This is a genomic window from Prochlorococcus marinus str. MIT 1013, assembly GCF_027359395.1.
Classification (GTDB): Bacteria; Cyanobacteriota; Cyanobacteriia; order PCC-6307; family Cyanobiaceae; genus Prochlorococcus_B; species Prochlorococcus_B marinus_E.
Window position 1 is genome coordinate 564,044 of record NZ_CP114778.1, and the last position, 24,101, is coordinate 588,144.

General features: G+C 34.8%; 45 protein-coding genes. 29 read left to right on the top strand and 16 right to left on the bottom strand.

Annotation, left to right across the window (positions count from 1 at the left end; genetic code table 11):
• Position 1 precedes the first annotated feature (1 nt).
• Positions 2-175, top strand: a complete 174-nt coding sequence (locus O5633_RS11690; protein WP_420063623.1) for an ExbD/TolR family protein — start codon at positions 2-4, stop codon at positions 173-175.
• A 1,267-nt stretch (positions 176-1,442) separates the two neighbouring features.
• Here O5633_RS11690 and O5633_RS03685 read toward each other — a convergent pair.
• Complete coding sequence (locus O5633_RS03685) at positions 1,443-2,057, bottom strand: NAD-dependent DNA ligase (protein ID WP_269610739.1); 615 nt, start codon at positions 2,055-2,057, stop codon at positions 1,443-1,445.
• A gap of 391 nt (positions 2,058-2,448) precedes the next feature.
• Between O5633_RS03685 and O5633_RS03690 the strand changes: the two genes are divergently transcribed.
• Entirely contained in the window at positions 2,449-2,745 is a 297-nt protein-coding gene (locus O5633_RS03690) for a hypothetical protein (RefSeq protein ID WP_269610740.1), read from the top strand.
• 219 nt (positions 2,746-2,964) lie between these two features.
• Here O5633_RS03690 and O5633_RS03695 read toward each other — a convergent pair whose 3' ends face one another.
• A complete protein-coding gene (locus O5633_RS03695; RefSeq protein ID WP_269610741.1) occupies positions 2,965-3,141 on the bottom strand; it encodes a hypothetical protein in 177 nt (58 codons plus the stop codon).
• A 466-nt stretch (positions 3,142-3,607) separates the two neighbouring features.
• On the opposite strand from O5633_RS03695, the gene O5633_RS03700 reads away from it, so the two are divergent.
• The 4 genes from O5633_RS03700 (at position 3,608) to thiD (ending at position 5,483) form a co-directional block, all read left to right on the top strand.
• A complete protein-coding gene (locus O5633_RS03700) occupies positions 3,608-3,796 on the top strand; it encodes a hypothetical protein (RefSeq protein ID WP_269610742.1) in 189 nt (62 codons plus the stop codon).
• Entirely contained in the window at positions 3,797-3,964 is a 168-nt protein-coding gene (locus O5633_RS03705) for a hypothetical protein (RefSeq protein WP_269610743.1), read from the top strand.
• A 77-nt stretch (positions 3,965-4,041) separates the two neighbouring features.
• Positions 4,042-4,668, top strand: coding sequence for a TenA family protein (locus tag O5633_RS03710; RefSeq protein WP_269610745.1), 627 nt, complete (start codon positions 4,042-4,044; stop codon positions 4,666-4,668).
• Positions 4,669-4,700: 32 nt separating this feature from the next.
• Positions 4,701-5,483, top strand: a complete 783-nt coding sequence (thiD, locus tag O5633_RS03715; RefSeq protein WP_269610746.1) for a bifunctional hydroxymethylpyrimidine kinase/phosphomethylpyrimidine kinase — start codon at positions 4,701-4,703, stop codon at positions 5,481-5,483.
• Between the two features lie 116 nt (positions 5,484-5,599).
• Here the strand turns inward: thiD and O5633_RS03720 are convergent, their stop codons facing one another.
• Positions 5,600-6,616, bottom strand: coding sequence for an SDR family oxidoreductase (locus tag O5633_RS03720; protein ID WP_269610747.1), 1,017 nt, complete (start codon positions 6,614-6,616; stop codon positions 5,600-5,602).
• Positions 6,617-7,407: 791 nt separating this feature from the next.
• On the opposite strand from O5633_RS03720, the gene O5633_RS03725 reads away from it, so the two are divergent.
• From O5633_RS03725 to O5633_RS03740, 4 genes are all read left to right on the top strand, one after another.
• A complete protein-coding gene (locus O5633_RS03725) occupies positions 7,408-7,572 on the top strand; it encodes a hypothetical protein (protein WP_269610748.1) in 165 nt (54 codons plus the stop codon).
• A gap of 121 nt (positions 7,573-7,693) precedes the next feature.
• Entirely contained in the window at positions 7,694-7,888 is a 195-nt protein-coding gene (locus O5633_RS03730; protein WP_269610749.1) for a hypothetical protein, read from the top strand.
• 63 nt (positions 7,889-7,951) lie between these two features.
• Complete coding sequence (locus tag O5633_RS03735) at positions 7,952-8,224, top strand: cytochrome oxidase (protein ID WP_269610751.1); 273 nt, start codon at positions 7,952-7,954, stop codon at positions 8,222-8,224.
• Positions 8,225-8,329: 105 nt separating this feature from the next.
• Positions 8,330-8,788, top strand: coding sequence for a hypothetical protein (locus O5633_RS03740; protein WP_269610752.1), 459 nt, complete (start codon positions 8,330-8,332; stop codon positions 8,786-8,788).
• Positions 8,789-8,847: 59 nt separating this feature from the next.
• Here O5633_RS03740 and O5633_RS03745 read toward each other — a convergent pair whose 3' ends face one another.
• On the bottom strand, positions 8,848-9,039 hold the full coding sequence (locus O5633_RS03745) for a hypothetical protein (RefSeq protein ID WP_269610753.1): 192 nt from the start codon (positions 9,037-9,039) through the stop codon (positions 8,848-8,850).
• A gap of 59 nt (positions 9,040-9,098) precedes the next feature.
• On the opposite strand from O5633_RS03745, the gene O5633_RS03750 reads away from it, so the two are divergent.
• Positions 9,099-9,284, top strand: coding sequence for a hypothetical protein (locus O5633_RS03750; protein ID WP_269610754.1), 186 nt, complete (start codon positions 9,099-9,101; stop codon positions 9,282-9,284).
• Between the two features lie 9 nt (positions 9,285-9,293).
• Here O5633_RS03750 and O5633_RS11695 read toward each other — a convergent pair whose 3' ends face one another.
• A complete protein-coding gene (locus O5633_RS11695) occupies positions 9,294-9,425 on the bottom strand; it encodes a helix-turn-helix domain-containing protein (RefSeq protein ID WP_420063632.1) in 132 nt (43 codons plus the stop codon).
• A 91-nt stretch (positions 9,426-9,516) separates the two neighbouring features.
• Here O5633_RS11695 and O5633_RS03755 point away from each other — a divergent pair, with 91 nt between their 5' ends.
• The 8 genes from O5633_RS03755 (at position 9,517) to O5633_RS03790 (ending at position 14,058) form a co-directional block, all read left to right on the top strand.
• Positions 9,517-10,344 carry a prepilin-type N-terminal cleavage/methylation domain-containing protein gene (locus O5633_RS03755; protein ID WP_269610755.1) on the top strand — a complete coding sequence of 276 codons (828 nt, stop codon included), beginning with the start codon at positions 9,517-9,519 and terminating at the stop codon, positions 10,342-10,344.
• Between the two features lie 125 nt (positions 10,345-10,469).
• A complete protein-coding gene (locus O5633_RS03760; RefSeq protein WP_269610756.1) occupies positions 10,470-11,132 on the top strand; it encodes a GIY-YIG nuclease family protein in 663 nt (220 codons plus the stop codon).
• A gap of 3 nt (positions 11,133-11,135) precedes the next feature.
• Positions 11,136-11,318, top strand: coding sequence for a hypothetical protein (locus tag O5633_RS03765; protein WP_269610757.1), 183 nt, complete (start codon positions 11,136-11,138; stop codon positions 11,316-11,318).
• Positions 11,319-11,577: 259 nt separating this feature from the next.
• Positions 11,578-11,850 carry a hypothetical protein gene (locus O5633_RS03770; protein ID WP_269610759.1) on the top strand — a complete coding sequence of 91 codons (273 nt, stop codon included), beginning with the start codon at positions 11,578-11,580 and terminating at the stop codon, positions 11,848-11,850.
• Between the two features lie 205 nt (positions 11,851-12,055).
• Positions 12,056-12,361: a hypothetical protein gene (locus tag O5633_RS03775; protein ID WP_269610761.1), complete on the top strand. Its 306-nt coding sequence runs from the start codon at positions 12,056-12,058 to the stop codon at positions 12,359-12,361.
• A gap of 9 nt (positions 12,362-12,370) precedes the next feature.
• The gene (locus O5633_RS03780) at positions 12,371-12,613 is read left to right on the top strand and encodes a hypothetical protein (protein ID WP_269610763.1); all 243 of its coding nucleotides are present in this window, start codon (positions 12,371-12,373) and stop codon (positions 12,611-12,613) included.
• A 467-nt stretch (positions 12,614-13,080) separates the two neighbouring features.
• A complete protein-coding gene (locus tag O5633_RS03785) occupies positions 13,081-13,383 on the top strand; it encodes a prepilin-type N-terminal cleavage/methylation domain-containing protein (RefSeq protein ID WP_269610764.1) in 303 nt (100 codons plus the stop codon).
• A 15-nt stretch (positions 13,384-13,398) separates the two neighbouring features.
• Positions 13,399-14,058 carry a hypothetical protein gene (locus O5633_RS03790; protein ID WP_269610765.1) on the top strand — a complete coding sequence of 220 codons (660 nt, stop codon included), beginning with the start codon at positions 13,399-13,401 and terminating at the stop codon, positions 14,056-14,058.
• 132 nt (positions 14,059-14,190) lie between these two features.
• Here O5633_RS03790 and O5633_RS03795 read toward each other — a convergent pair whose 3' ends face one another.
• The gene (locus O5633_RS03795; RefSeq protein ID WP_269610766.1) at positions 14,191-14,412 is read right to left on the bottom strand and encodes a hypothetical protein; all 222 of its coding nucleotides are present in this window, start codon (positions 14,410-14,412) and stop codon (positions 14,191-14,193) included.
• Between the two features lie 129 nt (positions 14,413-14,541).
• Between O5633_RS03795 and O5633_RS03800 the strand changes: the two genes are divergently transcribed.
• Complete coding sequence (locus tag O5633_RS03800) at positions 14,542-14,850, top strand: hypothetical protein (RefSeq protein ID WP_269610767.1); 309 nt, start codon at positions 14,542-14,544, stop codon at positions 14,848-14,850.
• Positions 14,851-14,941: 91 nt separating this feature from the next.
• Here the strand turns inward: O5633_RS03800 and O5633_RS03805 are convergent, their stop codons facing one another.
• The gene (locus O5633_RS03805; protein WP_269610768.1) at positions 14,942-15,169 is read right to left on the bottom strand and encodes a M28 family peptidase; all 228 of its coding nucleotides are present in this window, start codon (positions 15,167-15,169) and stop codon (positions 14,942-14,944) included.
• Positions 15,170-15,224: 55 nt separating this feature from the next.
• Between O5633_RS03805 and O5633_RS03810 the strand changes: the two genes are divergently transcribed.
• Positions 15,225-15,656, top strand: coding sequence for a cupin domain-containing protein (locus tag O5633_RS03810; RefSeq protein WP_269610769.1), 432 nt, complete (start codon positions 15,225-15,227; stop codon positions 15,654-15,656).
• A gap of 427 nt (positions 15,657-16,083) precedes the next feature.
• On the opposite strand, the gene O5633_RS03815 is transcribed toward O5633_RS03810, so the two are convergent.
• The 3 genes from O5633_RS03815 to O5633_RS03825 form a co-directional block, all read right to left on the bottom strand.
• The gene (locus tag O5633_RS03815; RefSeq protein WP_269610770.1) at positions 16,084-16,293 is read right to left on the bottom strand and encodes a hypothetical protein; all 210 of its coding nucleotides are present in this window, start codon (positions 16,291-16,293) and stop codon (positions 16,084-16,086) included.
• A 26-nt stretch (positions 16,294-16,319) separates the two neighbouring features.
• On the bottom strand, positions 16,320-16,490 hold the full coding sequence (locus tag O5633_RS03820) for a hypothetical protein (RefSeq protein WP_269610771.1): 171 nt from the start codon (positions 16,488-16,490) through the stop codon (positions 16,320-16,322).
• A 791-nt stretch (positions 16,491-17,281) separates the two neighbouring features.
• Positions 17,282-17,518: a hypothetical protein gene (locus O5633_RS03825; protein ID WP_269610772.1), complete on the bottom strand. Its 237-nt coding sequence runs from the start codon at positions 17,516-17,518 to the stop codon at positions 17,282-17,284.
• Between the two features lie 262 nt (positions 17,519-17,780).
• Here O5633_RS03825 and O5633_RS03830 point away from each other — a divergent pair, with 262 nt between their 5' ends.
• The 4 genes from O5633_RS03830 (at position 17,781) to O5633_RS03845 (ending at position 19,151) form a co-directional block, all read left to right on the top strand.
• Positions 17,781-17,906: a hypothetical protein gene (locus O5633_RS03830; protein ID WP_269610773.1), complete on the top strand. Its 126-nt coding sequence runs from the start codon at positions 17,781-17,783 to the stop codon at positions 17,904-17,906.
• Positions 17,907-18,168: 262 nt separating this feature from the next.
• A complete protein-coding gene (locus tag O5633_RS03835) occupies positions 18,169-18,507 on the top strand; it encodes a hypothetical protein (RefSeq protein WP_269610774.1) in 339 nt (112 codons plus the stop codon).
• A 203-nt stretch (positions 18,508-18,710) separates the two neighbouring features.
• Positions 18,711-18,959, top strand: a complete 249-nt coding sequence (locus O5633_RS03840) for a DUF2997 domain-containing protein (RefSeq protein WP_269610775.1) — start codon at positions 18,711-18,713, stop codon at positions 18,957-18,959.
• A 45-nt stretch (positions 18,960-19,004) separates the two neighbouring features.
• Positions 19,005-19,151, top strand: a complete 147-nt coding sequence (locus O5633_RS03845) for a hypothetical protein (protein ID WP_269610776.1) — start codon at positions 19,005-19,007, stop codon at positions 19,149-19,151.
• A gap of 120 nt (positions 19,152-19,271) precedes the next feature.
• Here the strand turns inward: O5633_RS03845 and O5633_RS03850 are convergent, their stop codons facing one another.
• A complete protein-coding gene (locus O5633_RS03850) occupies positions 19,272-19,562 on the bottom strand; it encodes a hypothetical protein (protein WP_269610777.1) in 291 nt (96 codons plus the stop codon).
• A 37-nt stretch (positions 19,563-19,599) separates the two neighbouring features.
• Between O5633_RS03850 and O5633_RS03855 the strand changes: the two genes are divergently transcribed.
• Positions 19,600-19,785: a hypothetical protein gene (locus O5633_RS03855; protein ID WP_269610779.1), complete on the top strand. Its 186-nt coding sequence runs from the start codon at positions 19,600-19,602 to the stop codon at positions 19,783-19,785.
• A 255-nt stretch (positions 19,786-20,040) separates the two neighbouring features.
• Positions 20,041-21,414 carry a hypothetical protein gene (locus O5633_RS03860; protein WP_269610780.1) on the top strand — a complete coding sequence of 458 codons (1,374 nt, stop codon included), beginning with the start codon at positions 20,041-20,043 and terminating at the stop codon, positions 21,412-21,414.
• Positions 21,415-21,831: 417 nt separating this feature from the next.
• On the opposite strand, the gene O5633_RS03865 is transcribed toward O5633_RS03860, so the two are convergent.
• The gene (locus O5633_RS03865) at positions 21,832-22,113 is read right to left on the bottom strand and encodes a hypothetical protein (protein ID WP_420063624.1); all 282 of its coding nucleotides are present in this window, start codon (positions 22,111-22,113) and stop codon (positions 21,832-21,834) included.
• Between the two features lie 254 nt (positions 22,114-22,367).
• Between O5633_RS03865 and O5633_RS03870 the strand changes: the two genes are divergently transcribed.
• Positions 22,368-22,778 (top strand): thiol-disulfide oxidoreductase DCC family protein, encoded by a 411-nt coding sequence (locus O5633_RS03870; RefSeq protein ID WP_420063633.1) that lies wholly within the window; start codon positions 22,368-22,370, stop codon positions 22,776-22,778.
• A 100-nt stretch (positions 22,779-22,878) separates the two neighbouring features.
• Here the strand turns inward: O5633_RS03870 and O5633_RS03875 are convergent, their stop codons facing one another.
• From O5633_RS03875 to O5633_RS03890, 4 genes are read right to left on the bottom strand one after another with little or no spacing between them, the layout of a single operon-like run.
• Positions 22,879-23,004 (bottom strand): high light inducible protein, encoded by a 126-nt coding sequence (locus O5633_RS03875; RefSeq protein WP_269610783.1) that lies wholly within the window; start codon positions 23,002-23,004, stop codon positions 22,879-22,881.
• Positions 23,004-23,147: a high light inducible protein gene (locus tag O5633_RS03880; RefSeq protein WP_269610784.1), complete on the bottom strand. Its 144-nt coding sequence runs from the start codon at positions 23,145-23,147 to the stop codon at positions 23,004-23,006. Before O5633_RS03880 ends, O5633_RS03875 begins: the two co-directional genes overlap by 1 nt.
• Positions 23,147-23,266: a high light inducible protein gene (locus tag O5633_RS03885; protein WP_011294968.1), complete on the bottom strand. Its 120-nt coding sequence runs from the start codon at positions 23,264-23,266 to the stop codon at positions 23,147-23,149. Before O5633_RS03885 ends, O5633_RS03880 begins: the two co-directional genes overlap by 1 nt.
• A 20-nt stretch (positions 23,267-23,286) precedes the next feature.
• Positions 23,287-23,394 carry a high light inducible protein gene (locus tag O5633_RS03890; RefSeq protein ID WP_011125327.1) on the bottom strand — a complete coding sequence of 36 codons (108 nt, stop codon included), beginning with the start codon at positions 23,392-23,394 and terminating at the stop codon, positions 23,287-23,289.
• Between the two features lie 262 nt (positions 23,395-23,656).
• Between O5633_RS03890 and O5633_RS03895 the strand changes: the two genes are divergently transcribed.
• Entirely contained in the window at positions 23,657-23,947 is a 291-nt protein-coding gene (locus O5633_RS03895) for a hypothetical protein (RefSeq protein ID WP_269610785.1), read from the top strand.
• Positions 23,948-24,101: the final 154 nt, after the last annotated feature.

The window sequence follows — 24,101 nt, forward strand, 5'->3', positions numbered from 1 at the left end:
AATGATCTATTTAAAATTAAAAGAAGATATTAATAACAAGAATCAAATTGATATTTTGCCCATGATAGATATTATATTTTCTATTTTAGCTTTTCTTATTATCTCAAGTCTTTCTTTAAAGAGTTTTGATAGCATCTCTTTTGATTTACCTAAGGCAAGTAATTCGATCAAGTAGAATAATAAATTTGTGAATATATCTATTGATAAATCTGGTAATTTATTACTAAATAAGAAAAGTTTAAACTATCAGGATTCGAAAGATAAGGTAGTTGATTTGGTTGATGAAAGTAAGAATTTAGTTGTTCTAAATGCTGATAAAATAATTCTCATGATTATGTAATTAGTGTTTTAGATGTGCTTAGGAGTATTGATGGCTTGAAATTAGCAGTTTTGACTAAGTTAATAGATTAAGGATTTCTTAGAAGATAAATTTATATACCTAAACTTATAATAGTTTGGCCCAGAAGTAATTAATGAATTTGTCTTGGCTACAATATCTTCTTGAATAATTCTTTTATTTCTCTTTCTTCTTCATTTGTGATAATGCACTTAGCTCTTATTTGATTAATTAAGGTTTGGTGCATAACCTTTGAGTACATCTCTTTACTCTGCAAACCTATATATTTAAAGTATGAATATTTAAGAGTTTTCTCATTGTCTAATCACTCAAAATAATGATCGGCTTTAGCACTGCAAAAGCTCTCTGCGTATTTGTTTGCGATTAGTATTTGAGACTTATCTAGGATAGATTCCTTTCCAAAAGCATGAACTTGTGATGAAAGTGAGATAAAGATAAAAAGAAATGCTATGGCATAACTAAAAAAACTTTTCATACGTCTTTCATGTCAACTTTGATGAGATGTAAACATTAAACCTTTATCTATTCTTTACGAAGTAATTCTTCATTTACTTCAGGGATTACTTCAGGACCTGTAAACACAGTCCATAAAAACAGAATAGTTACAGGGCATAGGACTATCTGAACTAGAGGAGCAAAGTATTTGAGCGAGTTGATTCTCTTTCTCATATTTATTCGACCCTAGTATTTTGTTTGGCATACAGATCAGCCGTACCGTCTGGAATGAATCTTGCATAACTTTGATGATGCACTTATGTGGTGTGACCCATGGCAGCGGCGATAATAGTTAGTGGAATCCCAGCAGCATGAGAAACCTTCGCATAGCGATACCTAAATGTATAAGAAACTAACACCTCACTTATCATTTCTGCCTACTTGCATAGAACATTCCATACATTCTTCCTTCGAAGGTGAGTTCTGAGAGATTCGCTTCCTTTTTCTATTATTTTCCTAAAGTCTTTTAATTCCCATTTGCAATGAATAAATCTTGCATGATGAAAATGCGTTTTTGAATAATTCTTAGATCTAAATTTCTCATGATGATTCCTTGGTTAAAACGGCAAAGGAAATATCTTTGATGCATTTACCCTTTTAAAGCAATCGCCCAATTCGGACATTTGGAAGTAACGCCAAGTTTTTGTTTGGTTACTCCAGAAGCAACTTTGACCACAATTCCGTCACAAGGAAGATTTTCAAATAATTCACCAGCCAACCATTCTTTATGCCATTTCTTTACTTGGCAAGGATCAGCAGTTCTATTTATTGGCGGTATTTCAAAGAACCAACTTTCTAGGCGTTTAATATCTTCAATTTCATCATTGGTTGAGCCAAGAATTTCATAGGCAACAAAAGATAAGCCAGCACCAGTTGGATTTTTCTTTCTTAGATGTCCAGCGGCTAGGGCTTGAGATTTAGTTCTACTTAAGTTTGGGCCATAAAGTTCTCCTCTTATTTCTACTGGATCTTCAGAAACAGCTTGCCCATCTTCTGGAAGTTCTAAGGGAAGATTGCAAATAGTTCTGGCGGCTTCAAGAACATCTTTTCCAGACCGAGTAAAAGCAGCAACCAAGGTTCCAGATTGGTATCGCAACCCCAAAGTACAACCATCAAATTTTGGTTGCACAATCATGGTTTCATTTCTGGCTTTATCCGCCCACCATTCACTAAAACAAGAATTATCTAAATTGAGCAACTTCATTTTTGCTGGGAATATAAGTTCTGAGGATCTATTTCACTAAGCCTATTTTCTAATTGATCAAATTGCTTGTCGCTTACTTGAGGATTGCTCAATCTGTAGGCCCTATCTAGCTTTCCGACCTGGCCAGAAAGTTCTTTTGCCCACGTTTTGCATACATTTTGCCCACGCTATTATTCCCATTAAAAAAGACAGGGCTGGGATCCCTGTCTCTAACGGATCGGGGCGTCAGGATTCGAACCTGCGACCTAGTGATCCCAAAACAACCGTGCAAAATTAAAGGATATCTAAATGACCTCGAAGACGGGAGGGACGTTGATAATTGATAGATAAAATTGTGATAATTACTTGAGAAAGATCAGCTAGAAATGGGAGATGAAACCTTGGTTTAAGAATGAATCCAATAAACGTTTTCAAAAAATGGTTACTGAATCTTCTAATACCCATCATAGAAGGAACTAATAAAATTAAGGATTCATCTCAAGAGAAAAGATTTCAAGACTTATTTAAGAAAAGAAAAAGTGCCTTAATTGTTGGAGCCTTGGTTTTCTGTTTAATAGTATTTGGAATTGGTAAAAGTTTGAGTTTCTTTACTGGGGTCATAGCATGTAGCCCATTTGTTGTCATATTGTGGAGTTCTTTTGGTGAGCAACTAATGGGTATGTTTAAATTTAAAAAGAATAAAAAATGATTCGTTGCTGTAACTTGCAATAAACATATATATTTAACACATAAATCATGTGAATAGAGATCACTTATGCTTTAGCAAATCTTGCAATACTTGGATTATTCTTTTATGTTAATTATCGAATGACTAAAAAATAAAATGAAAAGGTTTACCCTAGATCGAACAAGCTAGGTTTAAATCAAAAAAATTTAATTATTAATCTTTACTTTCTATTAATTCTACTCAACTTCTTGAAATAACTTTCGAAGTCAATGGTGTATCTATAAATGCATAACTAAAAGCAAGGACGAAAAAAGCCAATAAAGAACTTAAAAATAAAAAAAGAATAAATATTCCAGTACTGGAATTAACGTTAAAAAATTCTGCAGCCTTTAGAAGTTCATTTCCAGCAAAACCCATAGAAATTTTAAATAATTACTTTTAATATAGTTCTAAACATAAATTCAGAATGTAATCAATAAATGTTTTCAAAGATAAGGAAAATATATTTAAACCCTTCATTTATTACAATCATATGAAAACTATTAAAAAAAAAAGCCACGTGCCTTAAACGTAGCTCTAAATAAACTTTGGCGAGTGTCCTACTAAAGACCAAAGCATTAATATTAAAGCAAAAAAAAATATTAAGATCTACATTAAATCATATTTTTTAAGATAAATTTTAATGGCTAATTTAGTAAAAAAAGGTATATCTTAAGAAGACATTAGAGACAATCTATGGTTAATAATATTTCCTATAAGGAAATTGGAATAAGTTTGTATATCAGTAATCGAGATGAATATCCATTTGATACATAGAATTGTTTAAAAAATTATTTCGCAAAAACTAATTTTTAATCATAAATAAAAAAGAGGTTTCTTTTTTATGGAATCACAACGAAGAAAAAGTATTTTATTTGATGTGCTTGATGGAATTCCTCCTCAAGGGAAAGAAAGTAAAGCGGTGATGAATTATAGAAAAGATATCGAACGAAGTCATTTAGCATTGGAAGAAGAGGCGATGAGACTAGGATTAAGTAGAGATGTTATTGAATTCACTGAAGATTTCAGATAGATGTCCAGACAATCTCCTAGAGAAGTTGAACTTCTTGAAATATGTGACTACTTAGAGAAGGTTTTAAGAGATGGATCTAGAAGCTCAATAGCCTCAACGCTTAAATTGCTAAGTAGAGATAATTGCCCCTTCACTCCGATTCTTAAAGCAAAGGGAATTATTGAGTAGCAAAAAGTAAAACCACCTCAATGTTGAAGGTATAACAAAAAGAGGCATGATATGTTTACGAAACAATTACTTAATCAATGCTGATAACTCAAAAATTATGGGAACGCAATTATAATCTTGCATCATTAAGCCTTAATACTAAATTCGTCCAGGGGATAAAAAATGGAGATCTTCCTAAAACCAAATTTCAAGAATATTTAGCTCAAGATTATTTTTTTTTAGAAAGTTTCGCTCGGGCATACGGTTTAGCAGTTTCCAAGTCAAGAAATAAAAAAATCATCAAAACTTTAAGCGTACTGTTATCAGGAGTATCAGAGGAGTTGATTCTGCATGAAACTTATGCAAAAGAATGGGATATTGATTTAACTACAAATTTAATAGGACCAGCTACAAAAAAATATACTGATTTTTTAGAAGAAGTCTCCTTAAATTTAAGTTTAATTGAAATAATGAGCGCAATGACACCATGTATGCGTTTATATTCTTGGCTTGGAAAAAAATTATTAAATATGATTTCCGATAATCCTTATAAAGAATGGATCTTAACTTACTCTGATAAAAGTTTTGATAATCTTGCAAAATCACTAGAAAATCTAATAGATGAATATGATGAATCATATGATATTGAACAAGTTAATTTTCTATATAAAAGATCTATGGAGTTGGAACTAGATTTTTTCAATGCCTATTCTTCTTTCTCTTAGATTAGAAGAGATTTACCTTATCAGAGGAAATTATGTATTCTAAAATTGTTCTCTCAATCGGTGGTAGTGATTCGGGTGGAGGTGCAGGGATTCAAGCAGATCTAAGAACTTTCATGTCTATTAAAGTCCATGGTTGCACTGCAATTACATGTATTACGGCGCAAAATAGTATAGGGGTAACTGGGGTAGAAGCTGTTGAAAGTCATATATTAATCAATCAAATTGATGCTTTATTCTCGGATTTTGAGATACAGTGTTTAAAGACTGGAATGCTCTTAAACGAAAGAATAATTCTAAATACTGGTACAAAGTTGAAGGAATTCGCTATCCCTAAAATCATTGATCCAGTTATGGTTTCAAGGACTGGCGCAAAATTAATTGAAGACAGTGCAATTAATGCTTATAAAAAATTACTTTTACCTCAGGCAGAAATAGTAACTCCAAATATTTATGAAGCTAATTTACTTTCAAATGTTGAAATAAAAAATGAAGAAGATATAGAATTTTCTGCTCAAGAAATTTTAAAACTTGGCCCTAAAGCTGTATTAATAAAAGGAGGAGGATTAAATTCCTTGAAAGGTAAAGATTTTTATATTGATAGAGAAGGTAAAAGAGATTGGTTAATTAATAAATTTATAAATACCTCAAATACACATGGTAGTGGATGTACATTAAGTGCTGCTATTTGTAGTTATATTGCTTTAGGGTTCAACTTAATTGAGTCAATCAAAAAGGCAAAGTCCTTTATTGAAAAATCATTAAGAAAATCCTATAAGATTGGATCTGGTCCTGGACCTCTTGGACATCACCAATAACAGATAGACTGAGGATTAAAACGATTTTCTTAAGTAAATAAAGAATATAACTTTTAGAACTAAAAAAATTTTACAACCAATTAATTCATTAAAAGAAACATTTAATATTAAAAGTTTTAATTTAAAATTGTCTTTAAAGAACTAGTCATATCTTCTAATGTTTTTTTAAAAGGGGTTGGCTCCCAATCGAAGATCGAAATAGTTTCGGCTATATCTGCTCCATATCGACCTCTTTTAATCATAGAGGAAGTGCTTTTCATATCTCTATTGAACATTGCTAAAGAATTTATTACTTGAGTAGGGACCAAACTCTTTGGAGATTTATTAAATCCTAGTTCTCTTAAAATTTCTGAAATTTCTAAGAATGGAATACCTTTTTGAGACGTCGCAATTATTCTTTTATGATCACTATGGTGATTCGTTAATGACTGAACATGTAACTTCGCGACATCTCTTACATCTACCACAGTGAAATAAATATCTGGCAAAGCTGGGAATTTACCCGTAATCATTTTTGTAATTAAACTCGCTGATATACCTTCTATATCATTGCTAAGTAATGGTCCAAAAACCATTCCAGGATGAATAGTAGTCATTGAAAATGACTCGTCGGTTTGGTTGTCAACAAAATCCCAAGCAGCTTTTTCAGCTATTGTCTTGCTTTTTATATATGCCCCTACATCCTTTGAGGTATCAGTCCAATCATTAGCATTGCAGTAACTCTTGTTATGTCCGTAAGCTATTGCACCCATTGATGAAGTTAGGACTACCTTTTTAATTTTTGATTTGTGCGCAGCTTTTAATGCCCTTAATGTTCCTTCTAATGCAGGGGTAATTAGTTCATTTTCATGCTTTGGTTCTTCGACAAAGCATGGAGAAGCTATATGAAAAAGATAATCACAATCAGAGGCCGCATCGTCCCAGCCTTCATCATTAAGTAAATCCAATTTACAAAATTCAAGATTGTTATTGTTAAATTCTATCCCTAATGATTTTCTTACTTCATTCTCACGCTTTAGATCTCTTAAAGATCCTTTTACTTCATATCCATTATTTAATAATTCTAAAATGCAATGCAGAGCAATATACCCTGAAGCACCAGTTACTAGAACTTTTCTTTGATTAACAGTCATTGGATAATATTATCAGTAAAATAAACAGCCTGTTCTTTTTTTGTGATTGAAGCTATTCATTTACAAGTCAAGTAGAAACTTTGTACCAGTTTTATTTATAAAGAAGTTATCACACTAGCTCCACTGGCGAGGAGACAATGGCTGTATACCTTCAAAGGTATTATTCAATACGCTGATTCTCATGGAAGTGAGCTTACTCAAGAACAGATTATTGGAGGAGATATTTATAGAGACCTTATCCAGCAAGTAGAAAACTTAATTGAAGGAGAAGATTATGAAGGGCAAACCTACAACGCCTATAAAAGCCGTGATCCTAATTACGAAACTATTTACAAAAAACGTTTGCAACAAATACGAGAAGATTTTCCTATACCTGATCAATTCAAAGAGTCCTTCATATGAATACATAATGCCAAACCTTATTCCCTCTTTGTTGTAGGACTTAAAAAGAAAGTCATTATGGAAGAGTTAATACATTATTTGGTAGATAACAGAAGAATGCCAAGCGAGGTAGGAAGCAACTGAAGAACAAATTGAGAGCATAATTATTCCTGTAATGAAAAACATTGCTCAGTAATTCGCTGGTTATATTAATGAACTTCAATGTCCTCCTGAATTTATTGCATTCATGCTTAAGGATGTTGCAGATGCATTTGAGAACCCAGCGCCCGAAGGCAAAAGTAGTTGTGATTGTTGTTAATTAATTAACTTCTCTTCAACACAAAACTCTTACTTGCAAATGTTTTAGAAGTAATTTCCATACAAATCTATTAAGGACAGCTAATTATCTAATGACTAATTCAGTTGAATCAATTGTTATCTCTTTAGGGAATGAACCTGCAGAGGTCCTTGGTTTCAAAACAGAAGAACAAATAGAAACAGCCTTAATCCCCTTAATGGCAGAAGTTTTAACAATGAAACCCTTACTGTTAAATAAACCAATTCACGAAGAATAAGACGAAACTAAACACTTTATAAATTATCCAAGGTCCTGATATAGACACAAAGAGTATTAACTCCAATTTCAAGATCAAGATTACCAGCTATTGAATAAGTAATAGATAAGTTCTTACACGAATGAATGCTGATAATGAGCTAAAAGACATATTGCACATGGCAGTAAAGAATGCAGTTTCAAGAATGAAAATCTTAAGAAGTCCTGCTGATCGTCGCTGTTTATTCCATGAATACAAGGAATGGCTAGGAGAAAGTATTGATGATGAAGTTTTAGCAATTCCCACAGAGATAATTCAAAACGAACTAGATAAATAAAGTCAACTCAAAAGGAGGCAACAATACTGTAGGGTCAAGTCGTAAGAAGATAAGGCTTTTAATTTGACAATAAAAAATAAAAGCAAGGGAATAGTTCCATGGGATTATCAAATTGGAGATGAGAATTATCAAATAGAGCCTTGGATACTCAAGAAAGGGAAAGAATATGTAACTATTGAGAAAGACAAAAACAATAAAGGGTTTTTCCAGCTTCAAAAGGATGAAGAGAAACGTCTATCTCTTAACGCTTCGCAAGCTAAATTGACATATCATCAACTGATTGAGTTTGGATATAAGCTACGAAAACCTAAGATTGAAATTACAAGTAAAGATTAATATTACTAATTCAACGTAAAGGTATCTTTTGAGATATTAATTTCAAGATTACTTGGTAGGGTCGATTTCAAAATCATGTTCATCTATTTCGAATAGCTTATAAAAATGACAGAAGACTGGAATACGACTGATGAGCTAAAGAAAGACATTATTACAGCCGTTTATAAGGACATAAATGATCAAATAGAAGAAATGGTTCAGGATCTTGGTTGTCCTCGAAGTTTTGCTGCTGGATTATTGAAATCTATTGCAGACAACTTTAAAGACGGAACGACAGTCGGCAAGCCTGAATCCTCATATTCTTCTCGTCATGCTTCAACACCAGAGCATGAGAGAGGTGCACAAGAAATAGTAATCAAGAATGAGAGAGAAGTTAGGAAAGCCTCCTCTGATTTAGTGAAAGATTTCAATAAAAAGATTGAGGTTATTGAAAACAACGATACACAAAGTTCTTTATATTCCTCTCGACATCTCTCAACTCAAAACGAAGAAAAAGGAGCTGAAGCAATCGTTATTAAGAACGAAGAAAAAATTAGGGAAGAGATGAAAAAGGAGAAATCGTAAAAAAGAAATAGCAATAGTGAAATAGCTCTATTTTCTAATGATGTTTTTACTTTGTAATGCTATGCAGCTTCAGTAACTCTTGATTCGTTGCGCTTTTGGTCTAAATAAATTACAGAGTTAGCGACAGGAAATAATTTCTTTTCTAAGTGAGCTATTGCAATTCTTTTTGTTTCTGTCATTTCTTCTGTATAGAACTTCAAAGGCTGAGAAACATACTGAATGTCTCCACTCATTAAAAAATCACGAAACATCTCTGTTTTATATAAGCGTATTAATAATCAAAGGATAAGATCTTGTTATGAGAACAAAGATGTCCCCTAGAAGAGCTTGTCTTACGGCAGCAATTATGTCTGTACCTCCGACTCTTCTATTCGTTATTACTTCAGGACGATTTTCTGCTTATGTAGTTCTGATTGTATCCATACTCATTAATTGGCCTCTAATAAGATGGCTTGATGATCGCCAGTGGTATAGAGAGTGGAAAAGGGAAGAATAATGAGATCTTTTAACCCATAGACCAACGTCTGACAGTAGTAGGACTAACGCCGTAAACATCTGCGATCTTCTTCCAGCTCCACCCATAAGAACGAAATCGATTGATCCTTGTCCGTTTGATTTCTAAATTTAAAATAAATATTTATATTTTTTCTATACATTATAGTTTTAGTTCTTCAGTTCTTAGTCAGACTTGAAAAAGGCAATACATTTGAGAGCTTTTTAAGCATTCCATGGATTTGAAGGATCTTTCGCAAGAAGAAGGTTTTTCTTTAATAGAACTAGTAGTTGTAGTGTCAGTGCTTGCGGTCTTAGCATCCATTGGTATTCCCACCTTTAATTGTTTTCAGCGTCAAGCAAAGGCTACTGCTGCTTTGGCAGCCATGAAACAAATTCAAACTGAATGTTTAATCACTAAATTAAGCGAGAAAAACTCATATGAATTTATTCAAAGCAATTTAAATTCTTACCAGATTCAATCAGATGGATCAAATAGCTGTGATGGAGAATCAGGCACTGGATTGATTAGTGCAATACCTACTGATACGAATCTATTGCCTACTTTTGTATTGGCATTAAGCAGTAATGAATTAAGTTATAGCTTTAAAGGTCAGACAGGGACTGACTTGACAGATTGCTTCGCGTTGATATGTAGTAATGCAGCTCCAAACCCAGATCCAGATCCAGATCCAGACCCAGATCCCGACCCAGATCCAGACCCAGATCCCGACCCAGATCCAGACCCAGACCCAGACCCAGACCCAGACCCAGATCCAGACCCAGACCCAGATCCAGATCCCGATCCCGATCCCGATCCAGATCCAGATCCCGATCCAGATCCAGACCCAGGGGGCGGCCTACCACCAGGGACTCAGGTGAGATATAGGAATATCTACGGAAATAACGGATTAGCTGATGATGGTGGTGAGATGTGGAATGGGGGCTATGATAATTTGCCAACCGGATGCAGGATGCTTTTGCCAGACTCAACCACCTGGGAGGCTTGTCCGGATGGGTGTGAGCGCACGCCTGGTGGAAATGGGGAGGGTACTTGTCCCTAAGGGAATCTCTAGAGTTAAGACTAAATAGGCGTTTAATAGGACCCTTTTTATGGACTGTGTTTACAGGTCCTGAAGCAATCCCTGTAGTTAGTGAAGAATTAGTTAATTAGAGGCATGATGGGTATATGAATGAAGGGATTGTCTACGTACTAACCAACCCAGCTATGCCTGGCGTGGTGAAGATTGGCAGAACAGGTAGAGAGATAGGTGCTCGTTTATCGGACTTATATACAACAGGAGTTCCTCTTCCTTTTGAGTGTGAATATGCAGCAAGAGTTAAAGATCAGAACGAAGTTGAATCAGCTTTTCATTTAGCTTTTGGACCATATCGAGTTAATCCAAGAAGAGAGTTTTTCAACATAGAACCAGAACAAGCAATCACTTTGCTTAGATTGATGGCATTAGAAGATGTCACCCCAGAAGTTCAACAAGAAGCTGAAAGTGTTGATATAAATGCCAAAACATCCACAGAGAAATTTAAAAGAACTAGACGAAAGCAGATGAATCTCTGGACGATGGGGTTAATGGGAGAAGAGATCGTTTTTAGAGATGGAGTCACGAAAGCAAAGATTGCTTATGACGGTTGGATAGAACCAGAGGGGTATAAAGCTGAAGATGGAGAAATTTCTTTAACTAGATACACAAAGGAATTACTTGGAGTTCCTAGAGACGTAAGACCAGCACCCTATTGGACATATAAGGGTGAACGTCTAAGTGATATCTATGAGCAATGGGCTAATGCTGGTTTCCCCGATAGGTCTGGACAAAAACCTCAGAAAATCAATTAAAAAATGGCAATTATTAAAACAATTGGATTTGATACTCTTCAGCAAGGTGGACCGGATTCTTTCTACGACGCTGAAGATACACTTTTAGGTGTTTGCGACAGTATTTGTCTTTCAGATTCAGGTCCAATAAATGAATTAATAACACCAGTAAAAAAAAACACAGGACAACCAAAACAAGGAACTTGAACGGCAAAAACAGACAACCTTTCACTTGATTAATTAATCTTCCTTCTTTCTAATCATGACATTCCTCAAAGTCCTCAAGGTACTTTCTAGCCAAATCTTTTGAGGGTATGTTCGCACCTCGAAAATTTTCTAGCGTCACCCTTTTAAAACTATGGACAACTTAACTAATTTGATTTCGTATAAGGCAATTTAAGCAGTGATAGAGAGCCTTTAAGCAATCTCACTTTGGACACCCTAGTCAACTAAATGGTTTTTGATTATGTCTATTTTATCTTTTACAGAAGCGAGCAAAAAGTTAGGTTTTAAATCTAGAAGTTCCCTTTATTCGTTAAAAAAACGCGGATTATTAGATCAATATCTTTGTGAAATTAGAGGTATCGATCATCTTTGCTGGAAGCCTGTTGGCGAGCCTCGACTACCTGAATATCTATCATCAATTGTTCAATGGAAAGTAAATGGAGCTTTGATTGCTAATTGTTATTCCGAATCAGATCGCATGGGTAAACGCCGTTGGACTATCGATCTCAAGTGATTTCCTGAAACGATAGACGTTTATTTTCTGAATTAAATCTAATACTTATAATGGTTTCATGGCTTAAATTAATCCGTGTAGTAATTACTTGAGATGCCTTGATGTAAATAAGAAACAAGATTGTGTTTCATTTCTTCTAGACTGTCTTTAGGTATAGGAGCGAAAATGAAATACATATTTTTCAAGTCTGAGACAGTATATGTTCATGTCATCTGCTGATTCTATTTTCTTTAAGAGTCGAGCGGAATGTTTTAGTAATAGTAAGCTACATGCCTTAGACCAATATTGGAGTATAAACAACTCACACCCTATGCATAAGCAAATGCATGAAATAATTGAAACCATTTTAAATGCTAGAGGTGAGAAGACTATCAAGCAGTCAAGATTAGATCTAGTTAGGAATTTTGAAAGATCTTTATCAATCTCGACTCCTATGGGGCGCTTGAGTGCAAATATAATTTCTTTTATTTCAAGTTTAGTTATGTCTAAGGTTCATCTAACTAATTTATGAATATCGAAAATGAGTAGACTATATAAATCTTTAATTGAAGCCAGAAATCAATGGGAGAGGGATATAAAAATGTACAAGGATTTTCTTAAAGGAGAGTCTAAAACCTTTGAAGGTAGATACGGTGCGGAAGAATATATTTCAATGGCTGAGAATAGATTGAATGATATCAACCTAAAATTAAAGGAAATAGAGAAAGAAAATCTACCTGACCAGATCAAAGATGAGAAGCCCAGCAGTCAGGGCAACAAATAAAAGGCGGCGCATAAAATAAACGAGCCCTGCGACTTCGACTTGGTTATTTTATGCCACAACTGAAAAATAAGTTCTTAAGGAAAATTGTTTGGTTTATCTATGGGCTTTGTGGCTCTATAACCTTAATAACACTAGCCAGTTCTCAGTACTATCAAGTTTGCAAAAACAACATTAATATCTTTCTTTCTTTTGCTCTATTTTTAAGTGTTTTTTGTGTTGTTCATTGGTTGGCCTTGAAAATATCTCAATCTATTGGTTTAAGAGATAAAAAAATAACATTCCTTAGAGATAGATCACTTTATTGGCTATCTTTTTTTCTTATACTTCAATTTAGAGCTAATAGCATATGTTCGACATTCAGATAAAAAACATTAGTTAATAACTATGAAACGCTTTACTACTCGCCATGACTGCTGTGTTTCTCAATATTTGATGACACATATACAAATCAAATCTAGATTGACTAGATGGATAAAAGTTTAAAGCTAAAACTCTTAAGGAATATCTTTGCTAAGGAAAGTCAGGAAGGTTTTTCTTTGATAGAACTAGTAGTTGTAGTGTCAGTGCTTGCGGTCTTAGCATCCATTGGTATTCCCACTTTTAACTGTTTCCAGCGAAAAGCTCAAGCAACTACTGCTTTAGCAGCTATGAAACAAATTCAAACTGAATGTCAAATTAATAAATCTAATACGGGTAACACAGATACATTTACTTCAAGTAATTTAAATTCTTATCAAATTCAATCAGATGGATCTAACAGTTGCAGTTGAGCCTCAGAGACTGGATTGATTAGCGCAATACCTATCGACACAAATATATTACCTACTTTTATATTGGCGTCTAATAGAAATGAATTAACTTATAGCTTTAAAGGTCAGGAGGGAAATGATCTGTCTAATGGTTTGCAATTGGTTTGTTCTGTTGCGAATGGATATAGAGGAGGCAATGCATTCAAAGAAAGTATAGAAAAAAATTCTTTTGTCCGGAAAGATACTTATATTGAAAGAGGTTGTTCTGCTTATGTATTGGTAGATGGACCTGACTGGAGTGATGCTAATGCCAATGCGAAAGCTTTGGGCGGAAATTTAGTAACTGTCAATGATGAAAGAGAAAGCAGTTGGTTGGGTGATGAGTTTTCTAAAGCAAAATATCAATATTCTGATGATAATCATTCATGGGCCCCACAAGAACACACAATTAGCCATTTCTGGACAGGAGCTAAACGAAGTTCAAATGGTAGTTGGGAGTGGACAAGTGGAGATTCCTTTGACAATTCTCTCTCTAATCTTGAACTAAACAACAATGCTCAGACTCATGACAGATTATTAGCAATATTTAATAACCCAAATCATTCTAATCCCAATATTTATCTAGATGACATGTTTGGAACTCCTTTAGAAGGCAGTTATCAAGGGATGGCCGAGATTTCTTTATGTAATAACTAGGTTCTTTCTGGGGCTGCCTGAATGGGGCATCTGAAAGTCGCAAGTTGTAGCTAGCGTTAGCCCAAATAGTTATGGAATAGGGTTAATTAGCAGTCATACCAATGGATTACACGTCAACAGCTGGTTAATTTGTCAATAGTGGTTATTTATAACCCCGTTAACTTTCCATTGAAGAATTGAACCTAGATAATCCTTTAATTTTGGCTTTCCTGCGGGCTTCATTACTAAATGCCAGCGTCCTTGAATCTCTACTAAATAATCTTCTAGCTGACCTTCTTTTCTCAATTTATATAGTGTGCTCGGCGATGAATAACCCAGCATTTGTGATGCTTCGGCAAAAGTTGCAATAGTCATAAGTGAAAACCATTTAGTTGACTAGTTAACTCCACAATCAAGGAGATTCCACTGCCTCCTCACGTACAAAGAGCACTCGTTATTAGGAGCAATGGATCCACATGGAAAGTTGCTGCCGAATCCGTTGGAATGGATTATCGAACACTTAGAAAATATGTACGAGATCATCCTGACGCGAATGAGTTCCTAGAACGACAAACGCAAGACGCATTAGATCAAAGCCATAGCAAACTTATTGCTGCAGCGCCTAGAGCCGCACAAAGACTAATCGATGTCATTAATGACGAAAACAATAGAGGTTATGTAGTCGTTCAAGCTGTTGAAAGCCTATTTAGGATTATTGATCGAGGTATTACTGATAGAGAGAACACTGAGCAATTAAAAGAAATAAAGGAATCTCTTAACGCCCTCGAAGGGGGGAAAGTTGTTGATGTTTGATCGTTAAGACTGTATGGATTAATGCTCTAAAAATTAATCCTTAACGTAATCCACCTGAACATATCTAACAGGTTGTTCAACATTCCTAACGTTATATTTTGAAAAGACTTTCAACGAGTCCTTCAACTACCTTGCAGAAGAAATCCAAATCAAGAGTATCAACAGTATCTGTTGGCTCGTGATAATGAGGATTTCTCAAGAATGACGTATCAGTAATCATCATTGCGTTATATCCTTCGTCCCAAAAAGGACTGTGATCACTCAAGCGCACATCAGGTAAAACATCCCCTTTTAAAGGGACAGGTAGTACTTTATTCATTTAATGCCTGATTGAACTAGTTCAGCTATAACGAGCAGGTATTTACATATCTTTAATGCGCCGTTTTTTTCTTCTTGCACTAACAGCTGGAATTTCTATCCCAATAGTTGCTTGTAGTCCAAAGAAGCAAACATCCCTTGAACCTGTGGTAATAGAAACCCTTATTAGGGCATCTGAATCGTGGAATGGAGATTCTTTTGGCTATCCAAAAGGGCAAGCAGAAATGAAACTTGAAAAAATAACCGCACAACCAGGTTTTAAAACACCTCTTCATTTACATCCACAGCCTGGGATTATTTATGTACAGAAAGGAACTCTTTATTGTGAAACTAGTGATGGACAATCCTTGACGATAGGTGCTGGTGAAAGCTTCGCTTCATCCCAGGACACTGCTCATTATTGTCAAAACATTGGTGATGAAGAGATGGTGGTTTTTAGTGCCTCAGCAGGAGCTAAAGGCAAGAAAACAACTGTCCCTACTGAATAAATAAACGATTTCTGATTAAATAAAGAAGGTTGACAGCCGATTGCTATAGGAATCAGTGGGGCTGACTTAGGTCAGTCCTTTTTTATGTATCAACGTATTTTTTAATACTGCAGAATTTTTTTGAGCTATTAGATTTATTTGAATTATTTAAATCATATGAATTCAGCTCTTACCAAAGCCTCAAATATCAAGTTAAACAGATTCTCCAAGATTGCTCTTACATTGACCTCCTCAACTTTCTTCCTTTATGGATTGGGGCAAGCACCGATCTTCAAGAATTTCCTTGCTAGTGCTTTCTCTTGCTCGGGTGCAGGTTAATCAAACTTGCGATCTCAAATCAAATAATGAATTGGGCTGACTAAGGTCAGTCCTTTTTTATGTGATGCCGATTGAAGTAGCAACAAAGGACCCAATAGACTCAAATATTTTAACTATTTCCTCTTGTTGATGATTGTCGCTGGGATGCCTTCGAAGAATATAAAAAAGCAATAATCAATAGTAACCATATACCTCCTGCTAAAAAGAAAATAGGAGCATCATTAAATAACTCAATTGAAAAAATACTTCTTGCTATTGGTATTAAACCAATAGAGACAAAAGTAATTCCTGAAAGGTATGCGATTTGAGATTTATTCATTATCTTAGCCTTAGATTATATATAGATTATTGTTCTGGCAAAGGATCTGATGTTGATATTTCCTTTTCTTTTTCAGGAGTATTTTCTGGATCTGCCTTTAACCTTGTAATTCCAAAATCATCTTTACCAAAAGCAAAAAATGCTATACCTAATATGAAAAATGCTGCAATAGCTATTAATGGGAGCATGTGATTCATGAGAATATGAATTATTTATATATTGATTTTCTGTATTATTAGTCCTTAGGATTTATAACTTTATATTGATGTGATTTATAATTATATATTATGCACTTTATTTACAATTCTTGGTTTTATAAATAGGAAACTAACTTAGGGTTTATTACAATTCTAAGATCTTATTGATTCTCCTCTTGTGATTAATTTGTCATAAGAGGTGATCAAAAAAGATTTTTGATTCCTATAGATCACCAGCAGACTATAAGAAAATTTAGATATTTTAATTTTTAAATAATTTCTTTCTAATTAAGTTGACTCTTTACTAGAAAGGACCAAGACTGATTTTTATTTATATTTTTAATATTAAGAGTTCTTATTTTGTAGCATTTTTATTTAAAAAAGGTTCCCATTTTACAATGGGCTTCATTCTTCCAGCCTTTTCAAATTAAATAACTATAATAAATTCTTATAAAGAATTGAAGGCGAAATCTATTCTTATGTCTTTAGCTTTTTTTTACTGCTTATCAATTTTGCTTTTATTTGTAATATTTTTTACTTATACATCAACTTATTTCGCAAGAAGGCAGACAAAGTTTGTACATAAGGTAAAGGTAGAAATGATCAAGACTCATTTAGAACAAACATACAATCTGAGTACCTTTAAAGACTCAGTGCATCAATAATTAAATCTTCTAAGGTGTTATCAATACTGATGAGCAAGATCTCTTTTACATATTAAAATCATTTTAATTAAACTTTCATTACAAGGATTTATTAATTCCCAAGTTGTAAATCGGAATTAATAGAATTTATTGAGACTTATCTTCTTTCTTTTCAACAGGTTGAAATTCTTCGACAGGCTGAGTCTCTTCAACAGGCTGAGTCTCTTCGACAGGTTGAACTTCTTCGACAGGCTGGGTCTCTTCAACAGATTGATTTCCTTTAAAAAGTTCAGAAATTTTGTCGCTAATTCTCTTTGAAAGTTCAGCGATTTTCTGACTTATCTCTTTTAAATATTCAGAAAGTTTTTGGAGAAAGTTTTTCATTGGTTAAAAACACCTATAAAAATCAGATAACCTTATAAAGATTGCAGACTCATATAAACATTTTTAATAAAGAGTGTCACTGGACGCTAATACTCAAAAAAATGCAGTTGTGCTTTTTTGTCGCTCAAATAATTAATTCGGATACATATGGCGTTCAGAATAATATCCTTGCTCTCTTCTTTACTTACTCTTATATGTCTAATTCGTACTTTTCATTAAATGAATTAACTCACAATATATCTATAGATCGTAGTTAAAAAAAATGACTCTTGAGATTTCAGAAATTGTTCTCGCCAAATCATTTTTGGTCTTAGGCTTACTAGCGTTTGCTTGTATCGGATTCGCATCGTTAGTTAATCAAAAACAAAAAGTAGCTGCTGTTAAATAAGCCTATACTCTACTTTTTAATACAGCAATCCCTGCTGAAAAGAACCAAGTAGTTAGTCTCCTTTTTTATGTCTCCTCATAAAGGTCCTCAAATAATTAGATACTGCGTCGTTACATCAACAGCCGCATTGATCGGGCTTGCAATTGGGTTAATTAATTAGGAATAGAGAAAGACGCAACGTCTACCTATAAAAGTTTAAAACTATTCATCTTTAAGTAAAAAATAATCATTCTTGTCTTGTTGATTTTGCTAGGTTTAAAAAATGGAATTTTCTTTTAATTTTGCTTCAACGTCCACATCAATTGCAATGATAGGAGCTCTCTTGTCATTCGCAGGTGTTGGTTTATTGATTTTAGTTTTAAGTGAAAGAATGTTTCATGGGCTTAGTAAATTAATTTTATTTTTTGGCCAGCAAGTCCTTACAGCTCGAAGATTGTTTTCCAATAAATATATTGAAGAAAATAAAGCTTCAAATAATCAACTTTATATAAAGCAAACAGAAATCACCCAAAAAGAAGCCTCCCTAACAGAACAAAAAGAGCGGCTAGAAAAAATCCTCAAAATGAATGTTCAAGTTAAAAGATATGACTTAGAAATCTAGAACCGTCTCAAGAATCCAAAAAGAGGAACGCTTATAGCGATTGACAGCCTTGGAGTATTTATACCCATGTAGCAAATTCCATATATAGCTAGAACATAATTGTTAAGAAAATATTAAAGGCTGCTTCTTCGGTGTTCTTGGGCCTGACCTATCCGATCGACTCGAGAAGAGCATGAAATCCCCACCAGTAGATCACATTAGTCATGTCACTTACAACAATTAAATACACAATCAAACCCGATGGGAATTTAGAAGAAGAAGTGCAAGGGGTAGATGGTCACGCATGTCAACGAATTACTAATCCAATTGAGAATGAGGTAGGAGATGTTGTTAGCCGTGATTATTTACCATCATTTTTTGTAACTGATGCAAACCCCATCGAAGCAAATATACAAAGGCTCGAAGATGAAGACTGGAGTGGGTGCTGCAACACCTGGGAATGTGCATTATAGAAATTTAGTAGTTTTAAAGTTATTCCAACCAGGCAAGTATTAGAAATGGTTTTAATGAGATTAATTAAGGCGGATAAACGATTAGCCGAGCGTATTCAACAAAAATTAAATTTCAGCAACTATCAAATGCTTTGCCTTAGTTGGGTAATTGGCCTAGCAATGGGTGTAGCCATTGCTATTCTCTTTTTTTAAATCAGCGTGGCAAAAGACAATACTTTCAAGTGGTTCGTAATCACCTACCTAGCAATCCCAATTCTTCTCATAATTACTGTTTACGGATATCTAATTCTTAAGTAAAAGGATTTTTGATTCTCATACCTGGCCGCTTAAATCCTCTGGATCGTAACCTCTTTTTCTCATCTGATCTTTAATCCTTGTAATACGACCCTCACAATATCTTTGAGTCTCTTCATCTTCTCGCTGATCAAGCTCTCTTATCCACTGATGGAGTTCGTTTTCCAAACTTGTCCAACTATCTCCATGCTCAGGATCAGGAATATTGATAATGCTTCCATCTTTATTCCTTCTTTGATGTTTTTTTAGCGTTGGAAGGGCTAGAAGAACATTGTCATATCTCAGCGTTATTAGATCTAGTTGAGTCAATTTTTCAATACTTCCTTAAAACCATCATAATAAATAGATGTACTTCGCAGATAACTGGGCAAGAATTTTTGTTGTGATTACGTTTCTGACTTTTGGAGAAGCTCAGATCATTGGTGGCATCGTTCCCAATCTGATTGCTTTTGTTTTGTTCCTTGGAGCAATTGGATATTTTGCTTTAACTGGAAAAATGGCTGAGATGTTCGGCTGGGAAAACAAGAAATAAAGCTATTACTAGCGAGCCAACACTCAAGAGGGACCAGTGAGGGACCTTTAGCGTCTTCCCATTAAAAAAGACAGGCTGGGAAACCTGTCTCTGACTGATCGGGGCGACAGGATTCGAACCTGCGACCTAGTGCTCCCAAAGCGCTGGTCTATATTTAGTGACACCAGTCAATTACGGCTATAACTGCAATTATAGCTTAGTCTGTCTTGACTTGTCATGACCAAGATGACATGATTTGGGTGCATTTTGGGTGCAATGCCTCTAGTTCGCAATACTGATGATTGGGCCGCGGTCTTTAGGAAGCAAGTCAGAAAACTTGGTAAAGGTTGGACTGTGCGTGAGAGTCCAAGAGGCCAAAAAGTCACTCTTAAAGTCAGAGAAAATAAAGAGACCACTCATCAGCCTTTAAGTAATTTTGTTCCATCCGTTGAAAATTACGAGAAAATCATATCTAGTCAAAAAGAAGAATCAGTCACACTTGAATTTGCATGGAGAGAAGATCAAGCAGGTGATTGTTATACCCGTATCCGAAATATTTTTGCTTTAGTTGCAAAAGATAATTACAGCCTTAAACAAGCTGCTGAAATTGCAGAGGGGAAAACCCCCAAGTTAATAGAACAACTTGATTGGTCAGGAGCTATCAATCGGTTCAAATCTTATAAAACTGAATTTGGCACAAGTATCACGCTGAGAACGTGGAACAAGAATTACTTCCTTAGCCAAGAAGAGATTACAAAGAAAGCCGCCAACCTAAAAGGCAAGATGAAAGAAAAGACTATTTATCCAGTCTTAAATAATGCTCTTGAACTCTTAAAGAAAGGATATGTAAGCACGCCAGAAGATCTCATTGATCAATGCGTTAAACAATGGGCAAGCGGAAGTCGATCAAGACAAATTGCTGTCAGGAACCTTGCTCAATTTTTAAAGTATTGCGTTAGCCGTGAAAAATTTCCTGTCCAATGGATGCCTCCCACTGATTTAAAACACCACATTGGAGAAATCTCAAAAGAAAGTAAGAGAATTAATCAAAAAGGTGATGCTGTAGAAGATCAAGCATTGATTGACCTAATCGAATCCATTCCAGATGAGCGATGGGCTTTTGCTGTGAAAATTTTGGTAGAGCTCGGGTTACGTCCCGTTGAGCTAATGCATTTAGAAGTCAAAAAAGACCCCAAAACAAGAGAACGCTATTGGCATTGTTGTTATGAAAAGAAAAGTGGTGGCGGTTCTACAGAAGAAAGAAAGCTCTATGCCCTCAAGCTCAAAGACTCAAATGGAGTAACTAAAGAATGGGACCTAATGAATCAGTTTGAAAAGAGAAAAATAAAGCTACCTGAATTTGAGAAATACACTTATGGAGTTGCTGATGCTCTAAAAAATTATCTAACTAGAAAATATTCCATTCAATCGAAAAAATGGTTTGAGTTAAAAAGACAAGAACAAGAGCAAGGTAGAAATTTTGTTATTTATTCATTCAGACATTCCTACAGTCTTAGAGGACACAGACTAAATATTGATGGTGGAAGCATGGCAACAGCAATGGGACATAACTACAAAACACATTGTCAGGCTTATCCATTTGCATCAAAGTCTGGAGTCGACGCTGCCTTTAAATTGGCAAAAGAATAACCCCTCCCCCCGTTGTTCAAGGGAAGATACTCAATATGAACTGAAGGCATTAAAGAATGCCCTAGTGATTTTGATTGGAAAGTAAGAAAACTAAGCTTGCGTCTACTTATTTAGAGATTTTAAATATCTCTTTCTTTGACCACTTCCTTCTACTTCAAAATGCCATGTTGGCCTTTTTCTGTCGGATGTTTTCAAATAGTCTTTAGACTTGGACGAGCTTGACTCCTTCTTAAACGAAGTAACCATAAGACTATTCAACCATGTTTTCTGATAATTTGCAGTTCGGATAACATCTAGACTTGTTTTAGTTGATACTCGAAGTAACTAAATTAGGGGAAAGCCCCTCCCCCGTTATCCGAGGGAAGAGGCCCATCGAGAAATCAATGCTCTAAATAACTAACGTCCTCAAGTTATTTATCAAGCAGTGACTTTTTCTTTCTTAGCTGGAGCAAGTGCTTTGAGCTCCTCTTTCAACTCAATCTCACGATCTGACAATACTTTGACTCGTGCTTGATAGTTCGACTCAAGTCTCTTACGAGAGGCTTCAATATTATCTAGCTCTTCTTGATGTTGCTTACGCTTGATTTCTTCTAGCTGACTATCAGAGACCACATAAACTGTTCTCATGGGAGAGAAGAAGGAGTCAGCGAATACTGCATCAAATAAAGTGGAATACATTACATTCATTAAAAAGGACATATCTACTTTGACTCGACTATATAGAATTTAAAATGTTGCAATCCGAAGAATTATATTCGGTCTCTACGACCAAGATCGGTTGCTACTACTTATATTTCGTAGGAACCGATAAGTGCTAGAGAAAAAAATCATCTTCTTATTGCATTTAATCAAGTAGATAAAATAGATATGACTAAAGTGTTTTACACCAGATTCTCGAACCCCATTTACCTCACTAATTAGATAAATTGTATTGAAGAATTTCTTCTGATTTTATTTTGACTCAAGCGAAGCTCATATTACTTTTTGATGGTGGTTGCCCTCTTTGCTTAAGAGAGGTCAAATTCCTACGGTCTAGAGATACACTTGATAATATTAGTTTTATAGATATTGATTCCCCCAAGTATCAACCAGACCTTTATTCAGGAATCAGTTATAAAGACGCGATGGGGAGAATTCATGCGATTAATGAATCAGGTGAAATTCTTAAAGATGTCGCTGTTTTCAGAGAAGCATATCGATTAATTGGACTGGGGTGGATCTATGCTCCTACAAACTGGCCAATACTAGGTTCATTAATAGATCAAGTTTACAAGTTATGGGCACAATGGCGTCTACCTCTAACTAGACGTCCTTCACTTGAGCAACTGTGCAAAGAAAAAGAGCTTTGTAAATACAATAATTGAGTGTCTCCAGCTTTAATCTGCTCATCGACTTTGAAAGTAATAAAAAAGTCCCTTCCTCTGTATCAAGGAAGAGACTTAATTAAAAGATTAAAAATTCGAACTATACAATTCCTGGAATGATCCAGCCAGTGAATCCGTAATTAACTACAGCTGCAAAGAGGCCCATCATCGCGAGACGACCATTCATTTGCTCGGCTATTTTCCAGTAGCTAGTTTCTTTGTTCATTACACGAAACCTGGGATGATTTGACCGGTTGTTGCATATGCACCGACTAGAGCAATGCAACCAAATAATGCTGCATAACCATTAAGTCTTTCAGCTGTCACCTTTTCAGGATCAATGTTTCTATTGTTATTTTGAGAAGTCATTAAACAACACCTGGGATAAGTTGACCGGTTGTTAGGTAGATACCTGTTAGTAGAACGAATGCCATCATGGCTGGTCTGCCGATGCTTCTTTCTAGGATTGTTTTGTTAGATGGTTGCATTGTTTTTAGTAGTTATTGGTTTAGAAAATTCCAGGAATGATTTGTCCTGTTGTTGCATATGCACCAAAGGCTGCAACGAAGCCAAGCATTGCTGCCCAGCCGTTAAACTTTTCCGCTTCTGGAGTCATGATGATTAGCGAGATGTGTATGTGTAGAAATGTAAAGTATTGGCCTTTTAGGGGGAAGATACGGTCATGTACGGCTTCTTCTAATCATTAATAGTTTTACTCATCAAACATCAAATACAGCAACTAATTAGAGAGATATTTATTTAATCATTAGATCTATTTATAATCCTTATAAGTAGATATAGCCCAAATAAGAGTGGGTTTACCCATCCTTGATATTTTATTTACAAGCTAGATTTTGAAAGTTAATAAATCACTTTTCATGCATCCCGAACCTGATGATTTAAAAATACTTATCAGCAAGTACAGGACTATGGGTATTGAAGAATTAAAGTCAAATATAGATGACTGGGAAGGAAAAGATGATAGCTTTATCCAACTCGAAAACCTTGATATTGCAAAAAACGAACTGGAACTTAAATACAAAGAGAGACAAGAACAAATAGAACTCCTAACTAAATCTCTTACCTCTTCATCACGATTTCGAAGGTGGATTAGTAGTGTCAAAGCCGTGATTAAACAATTTATAAAGCTTAAAAATCAAAAACAGTAGTTATGAAAGGAATGAATAGTAATTAATGGATATTTAAATTTGATTAGAAATATTGTTAGGTAGAGTTTATTTCTTAATTTGATTGTGATTAACTTGGACTTGCGATAGACATTTGAAAAGTTGAGGCATAACTAACAATCAGCAAAATCTCAAA

Excerpts from the sequence above, each read along its gene's own strand:
- O5633_RS11690 (WP_420063623.1), top strand. The coding sequence starts at position 2 with ATGATCTATTTAAAATTAAAAGAAGATATTAATAACAAGAATCAAATT.
- O5633_RS03685 (WP_269610739.1), bottom strand. The coding sequence starts at position 2,057 with ATGAAGTTGCTCAATTTAGATAATTCTTGTTTTAGTGAATGGTGGGCG.
- O5633_RS03690 (WP_269610740.1), top strand. The coding sequence starts at position 2,449 with ATGAATCCAATAAACGTTTTCAAAAAATGGTTACTGAATCTTCTAATA.
- O5633_RS03695 (WP_269610741.1), bottom strand. The coding sequence starts at position 3,141 with ATGGGTTTTGCTGGAAATGAACTTCTAAAGGCTGCAGAATTTTTTAAC.
- O5633_RS03700 (WP_269610742.1), top strand. The coding sequence starts at position 3,608 with ATGGAATCACAACGAAGAAAAAGTATTTTATTTGATGTGCTTGATGGA.
- O5633_RS03705 (WP_269610743.1), top strand. The coding sequence starts at position 3,797 with ATGTCCAGACAATCTCCTAGAGAAGTTGAACTTCTTGAAATATGTGAC.
- O5633_RS03710 (WP_269610745.1), top strand. The coding sequence starts at position 4,042 with ATGCTGATAACTCAAAAATTATGGGAACGCAATTATAATCTTGCATCA.
- thiD (WP_269610746.1), top strand. The coding sequence starts at position 4,701 with ATGTATTCTAAAATTGTTCTCTCAATCGGTGGTAGTGATTCGGGTGGA.
- O5633_RS03720 (WP_269610747.1), bottom strand. The coding sequence starts at position 6,616 with ATGACTGTTAATCAAAGAAAAGTTCTAGTAACTGGTGCTTCAGGGTAT.
- O5633_RS03725 (WP_269610748.1), top strand. The coding sequence starts at position 7,408 with ATGACTAATTCAGTTGAATCAATTGTTATCTCTTTAGGGAATGAACCT.
- O5633_RS03730 (WP_269610749.1), top strand. The coding sequence starts at position 7,694 with ATGAATGCTGATAATGAGCTAAAAGACATATTGCACATGGCAGTAAAG.
- O5633_RS03740 (WP_269610752.1), top strand. The coding sequence starts at position 8,330 with ATGACAGAAGACTGGAATACGACTGATGAGCTAAAGAAAGACATTATT.
- O5633_RS03745 (WP_269610753.1), bottom strand. The coding sequence starts at position 9,039 with ATGTTTCGTGATTTTTTAATGAGTGGAGACATTCAGTATGTTTCTCAG.
- O5633_RS03750 (WP_269610754.1), top strand. The coding sequence starts at position 9,099 with ATGTCCCCTAGAAGAGCTTGTCTTACGGCAGCAATTATGTCTGTACCT.
- O5633_RS03755 (WP_269610755.1), top strand. The coding sequence starts at position 9,517 with ATGGATTTGAAGGATCTTTCGCAAGAAGAAGGTTTTTCTTTAATAGAA.
- O5633_RS03760 (WP_269610756.1), top strand. The coding sequence starts at position 10,470 with ATGAATGAAGGGATTGTCTACGTACTAACCAACCCAGCTATGCCTGGC.
- O5633_RS03765 (WP_269610757.1), top strand. The coding sequence starts at position 11,136 with ATGGCAATTATTAAAACAATTGGATTTGATACTCTTCAGCAAGGTGGA.
- O5633_RS03770 (WP_269610759.1), top strand. The coding sequence starts at position 11,578 with ATGTCTATTTTATCTTTTACAGAAGCGAGCAAAAAGTTAGGTTTTAAA.
- O5633_RS03775 (WP_269610761.1), top strand. The coding sequence starts at position 12,056 with ATGTCATCTGCTGATTCTATTTTCTTTAAGAGTCGAGCGGAATGTTTT.
- O5633_RS03780 (WP_269610763.1), top strand. The coding sequence starts at position 12,371 with ATGAGTAGACTATATAAATCTTTAATTGAAGCCAGAAATCAATGGGAG.
- O5633_RS03785 (WP_269610764.1), top strand. The coding sequence starts at position 13,081 with ATGGATAAAAGTTTAAAGCTAAAACTCTTAAGGAATATCTTTGCTAAG.
- O5633_RS03795 (WP_269610766.1), bottom strand. The coding sequence starts at position 14,412 with ATGACTATTGCAACTTTTGCCGAAGCATCACAAATGCTGGGTTATTCA.
- O5633_RS03800 (WP_269610767.1), top strand. The coding sequence starts at position 14,542 with ATGGATTATCGAACACTTAGAAAATATGTACGAGATCATCCTGACGCG.
- O5633_RS03805 (WP_269610768.1), bottom strand. The coding sequence starts at position 15,169 with ATGAATAAAGTACTACCTGTCCCTTTAAAAGGGGATGTTTTACCTGAT.
- O5633_RS03810 (WP_269610769.1), top strand. The coding sequence starts at position 15,225 with ATGCGCCGTTTTTTTCTTCTTGCACTAACAGCTGGAATTTCTATCCCA.
- O5633_RS03815 (WP_269610770.1), bottom strand. The coding sequence starts at position 16,293 with ATGAATAAATCTCAAATCGCATACCTTTCAGGAATTACTTTTGTCTCT.
- O5633_RS03820 (WP_269610771.1), bottom strand. The coding sequence starts at position 16,490 with ATGAATCACATGCTCCCATTAATAGCTATTGCAGCATTTTTCATATTA.
- O5633_RS03825 (WP_269610772.1), bottom strand. The coding sequence starts at position 17,518 with ATGAAAAACTTTCTCCAAAAACTTTCTGAATATTTAAAAGAGATAAGT.
- O5633_RS03830 (WP_269610773.1), top strand. The coding sequence starts at position 17,781 with ATGACTCTTGAGATTTCAGAAATTGTTCTCGCCAAATCATTTTTGGTC.
- O5633_RS03835 (WP_269610774.1), top strand. The coding sequence starts at position 18,169 with ATGGAATTTTCTTTTAATTTTGCTTCAACGTCCACATCAATTGCAATG.
- O5633_RS03840 (WP_269610775.1), top strand. The coding sequence starts at position 18,711 with ATGTCACTTACAACAATTAAATACACAATCAAACCCGATGGGAATTTA.
- O5633_RS03845 (WP_269610776.1), top strand. The coding sequence starts at position 19,005 with ATGGTTTTAATGAGATTAATTAAGGCGGATAAACGATTAGCCGAGCGT.
- O5633_RS03855 (WP_269610779.1), top strand. The coding sequence starts at position 19,600 with ATGTACTTCGCAGATAACTGGGCAAGAATTTTTGTTGTGATTACGTTT.
- O5633_RS03860 (WP_269610780.1), top strand. The coding sequence starts at position 20,041 with ATGCCTCTAGTTCGCAATACTGATGATTGGGCCGCGGTCTTTAGGAAG.
- O5633_RS03865 (WP_420063624.1), bottom strand. The coding sequence starts at position 22,113 with ATGTCCTTTTTAATGAATGTAATGTATTCCACTTTATTTGATGCAGTA.
- O5633_RS03875 (WP_269610783.1), bottom strand. The coding sequence starts at position 23,004 with ATGAACAAAGAAACTAGCTACTGGAAAATAGCCGAGCAAATGAATGGT.
- O5633_RS03880 (WP_269610784.1), bottom strand. The coding sequence starts at position 23,147 with ATGACTTCTCAAAATAACAATAGAAACATTGATCCTGAAAAGGTGACA.
- O5633_RS03885 (WP_011294968.1), bottom strand. The coding sequence starts at position 23,266 with ATGCAACCATCTAACAAAACAATCCTAGAAAGAAGCATCGGCAGACCA.
- O5633_RS03890 (WP_011125327.1), bottom strand. The coding sequence starts at position 23,394 with ATGACTCCAGAAGCGGAAAAGTTTAACGGCTGGGCAGCAATGCTTGGC.
- O5633_RS03895 (WP_269610785.1), top strand. The coding sequence starts at position 23,657 with ATGCATCCCGAACCTGATGATTTAAAAATACTTATCAGCAAGTACAGG.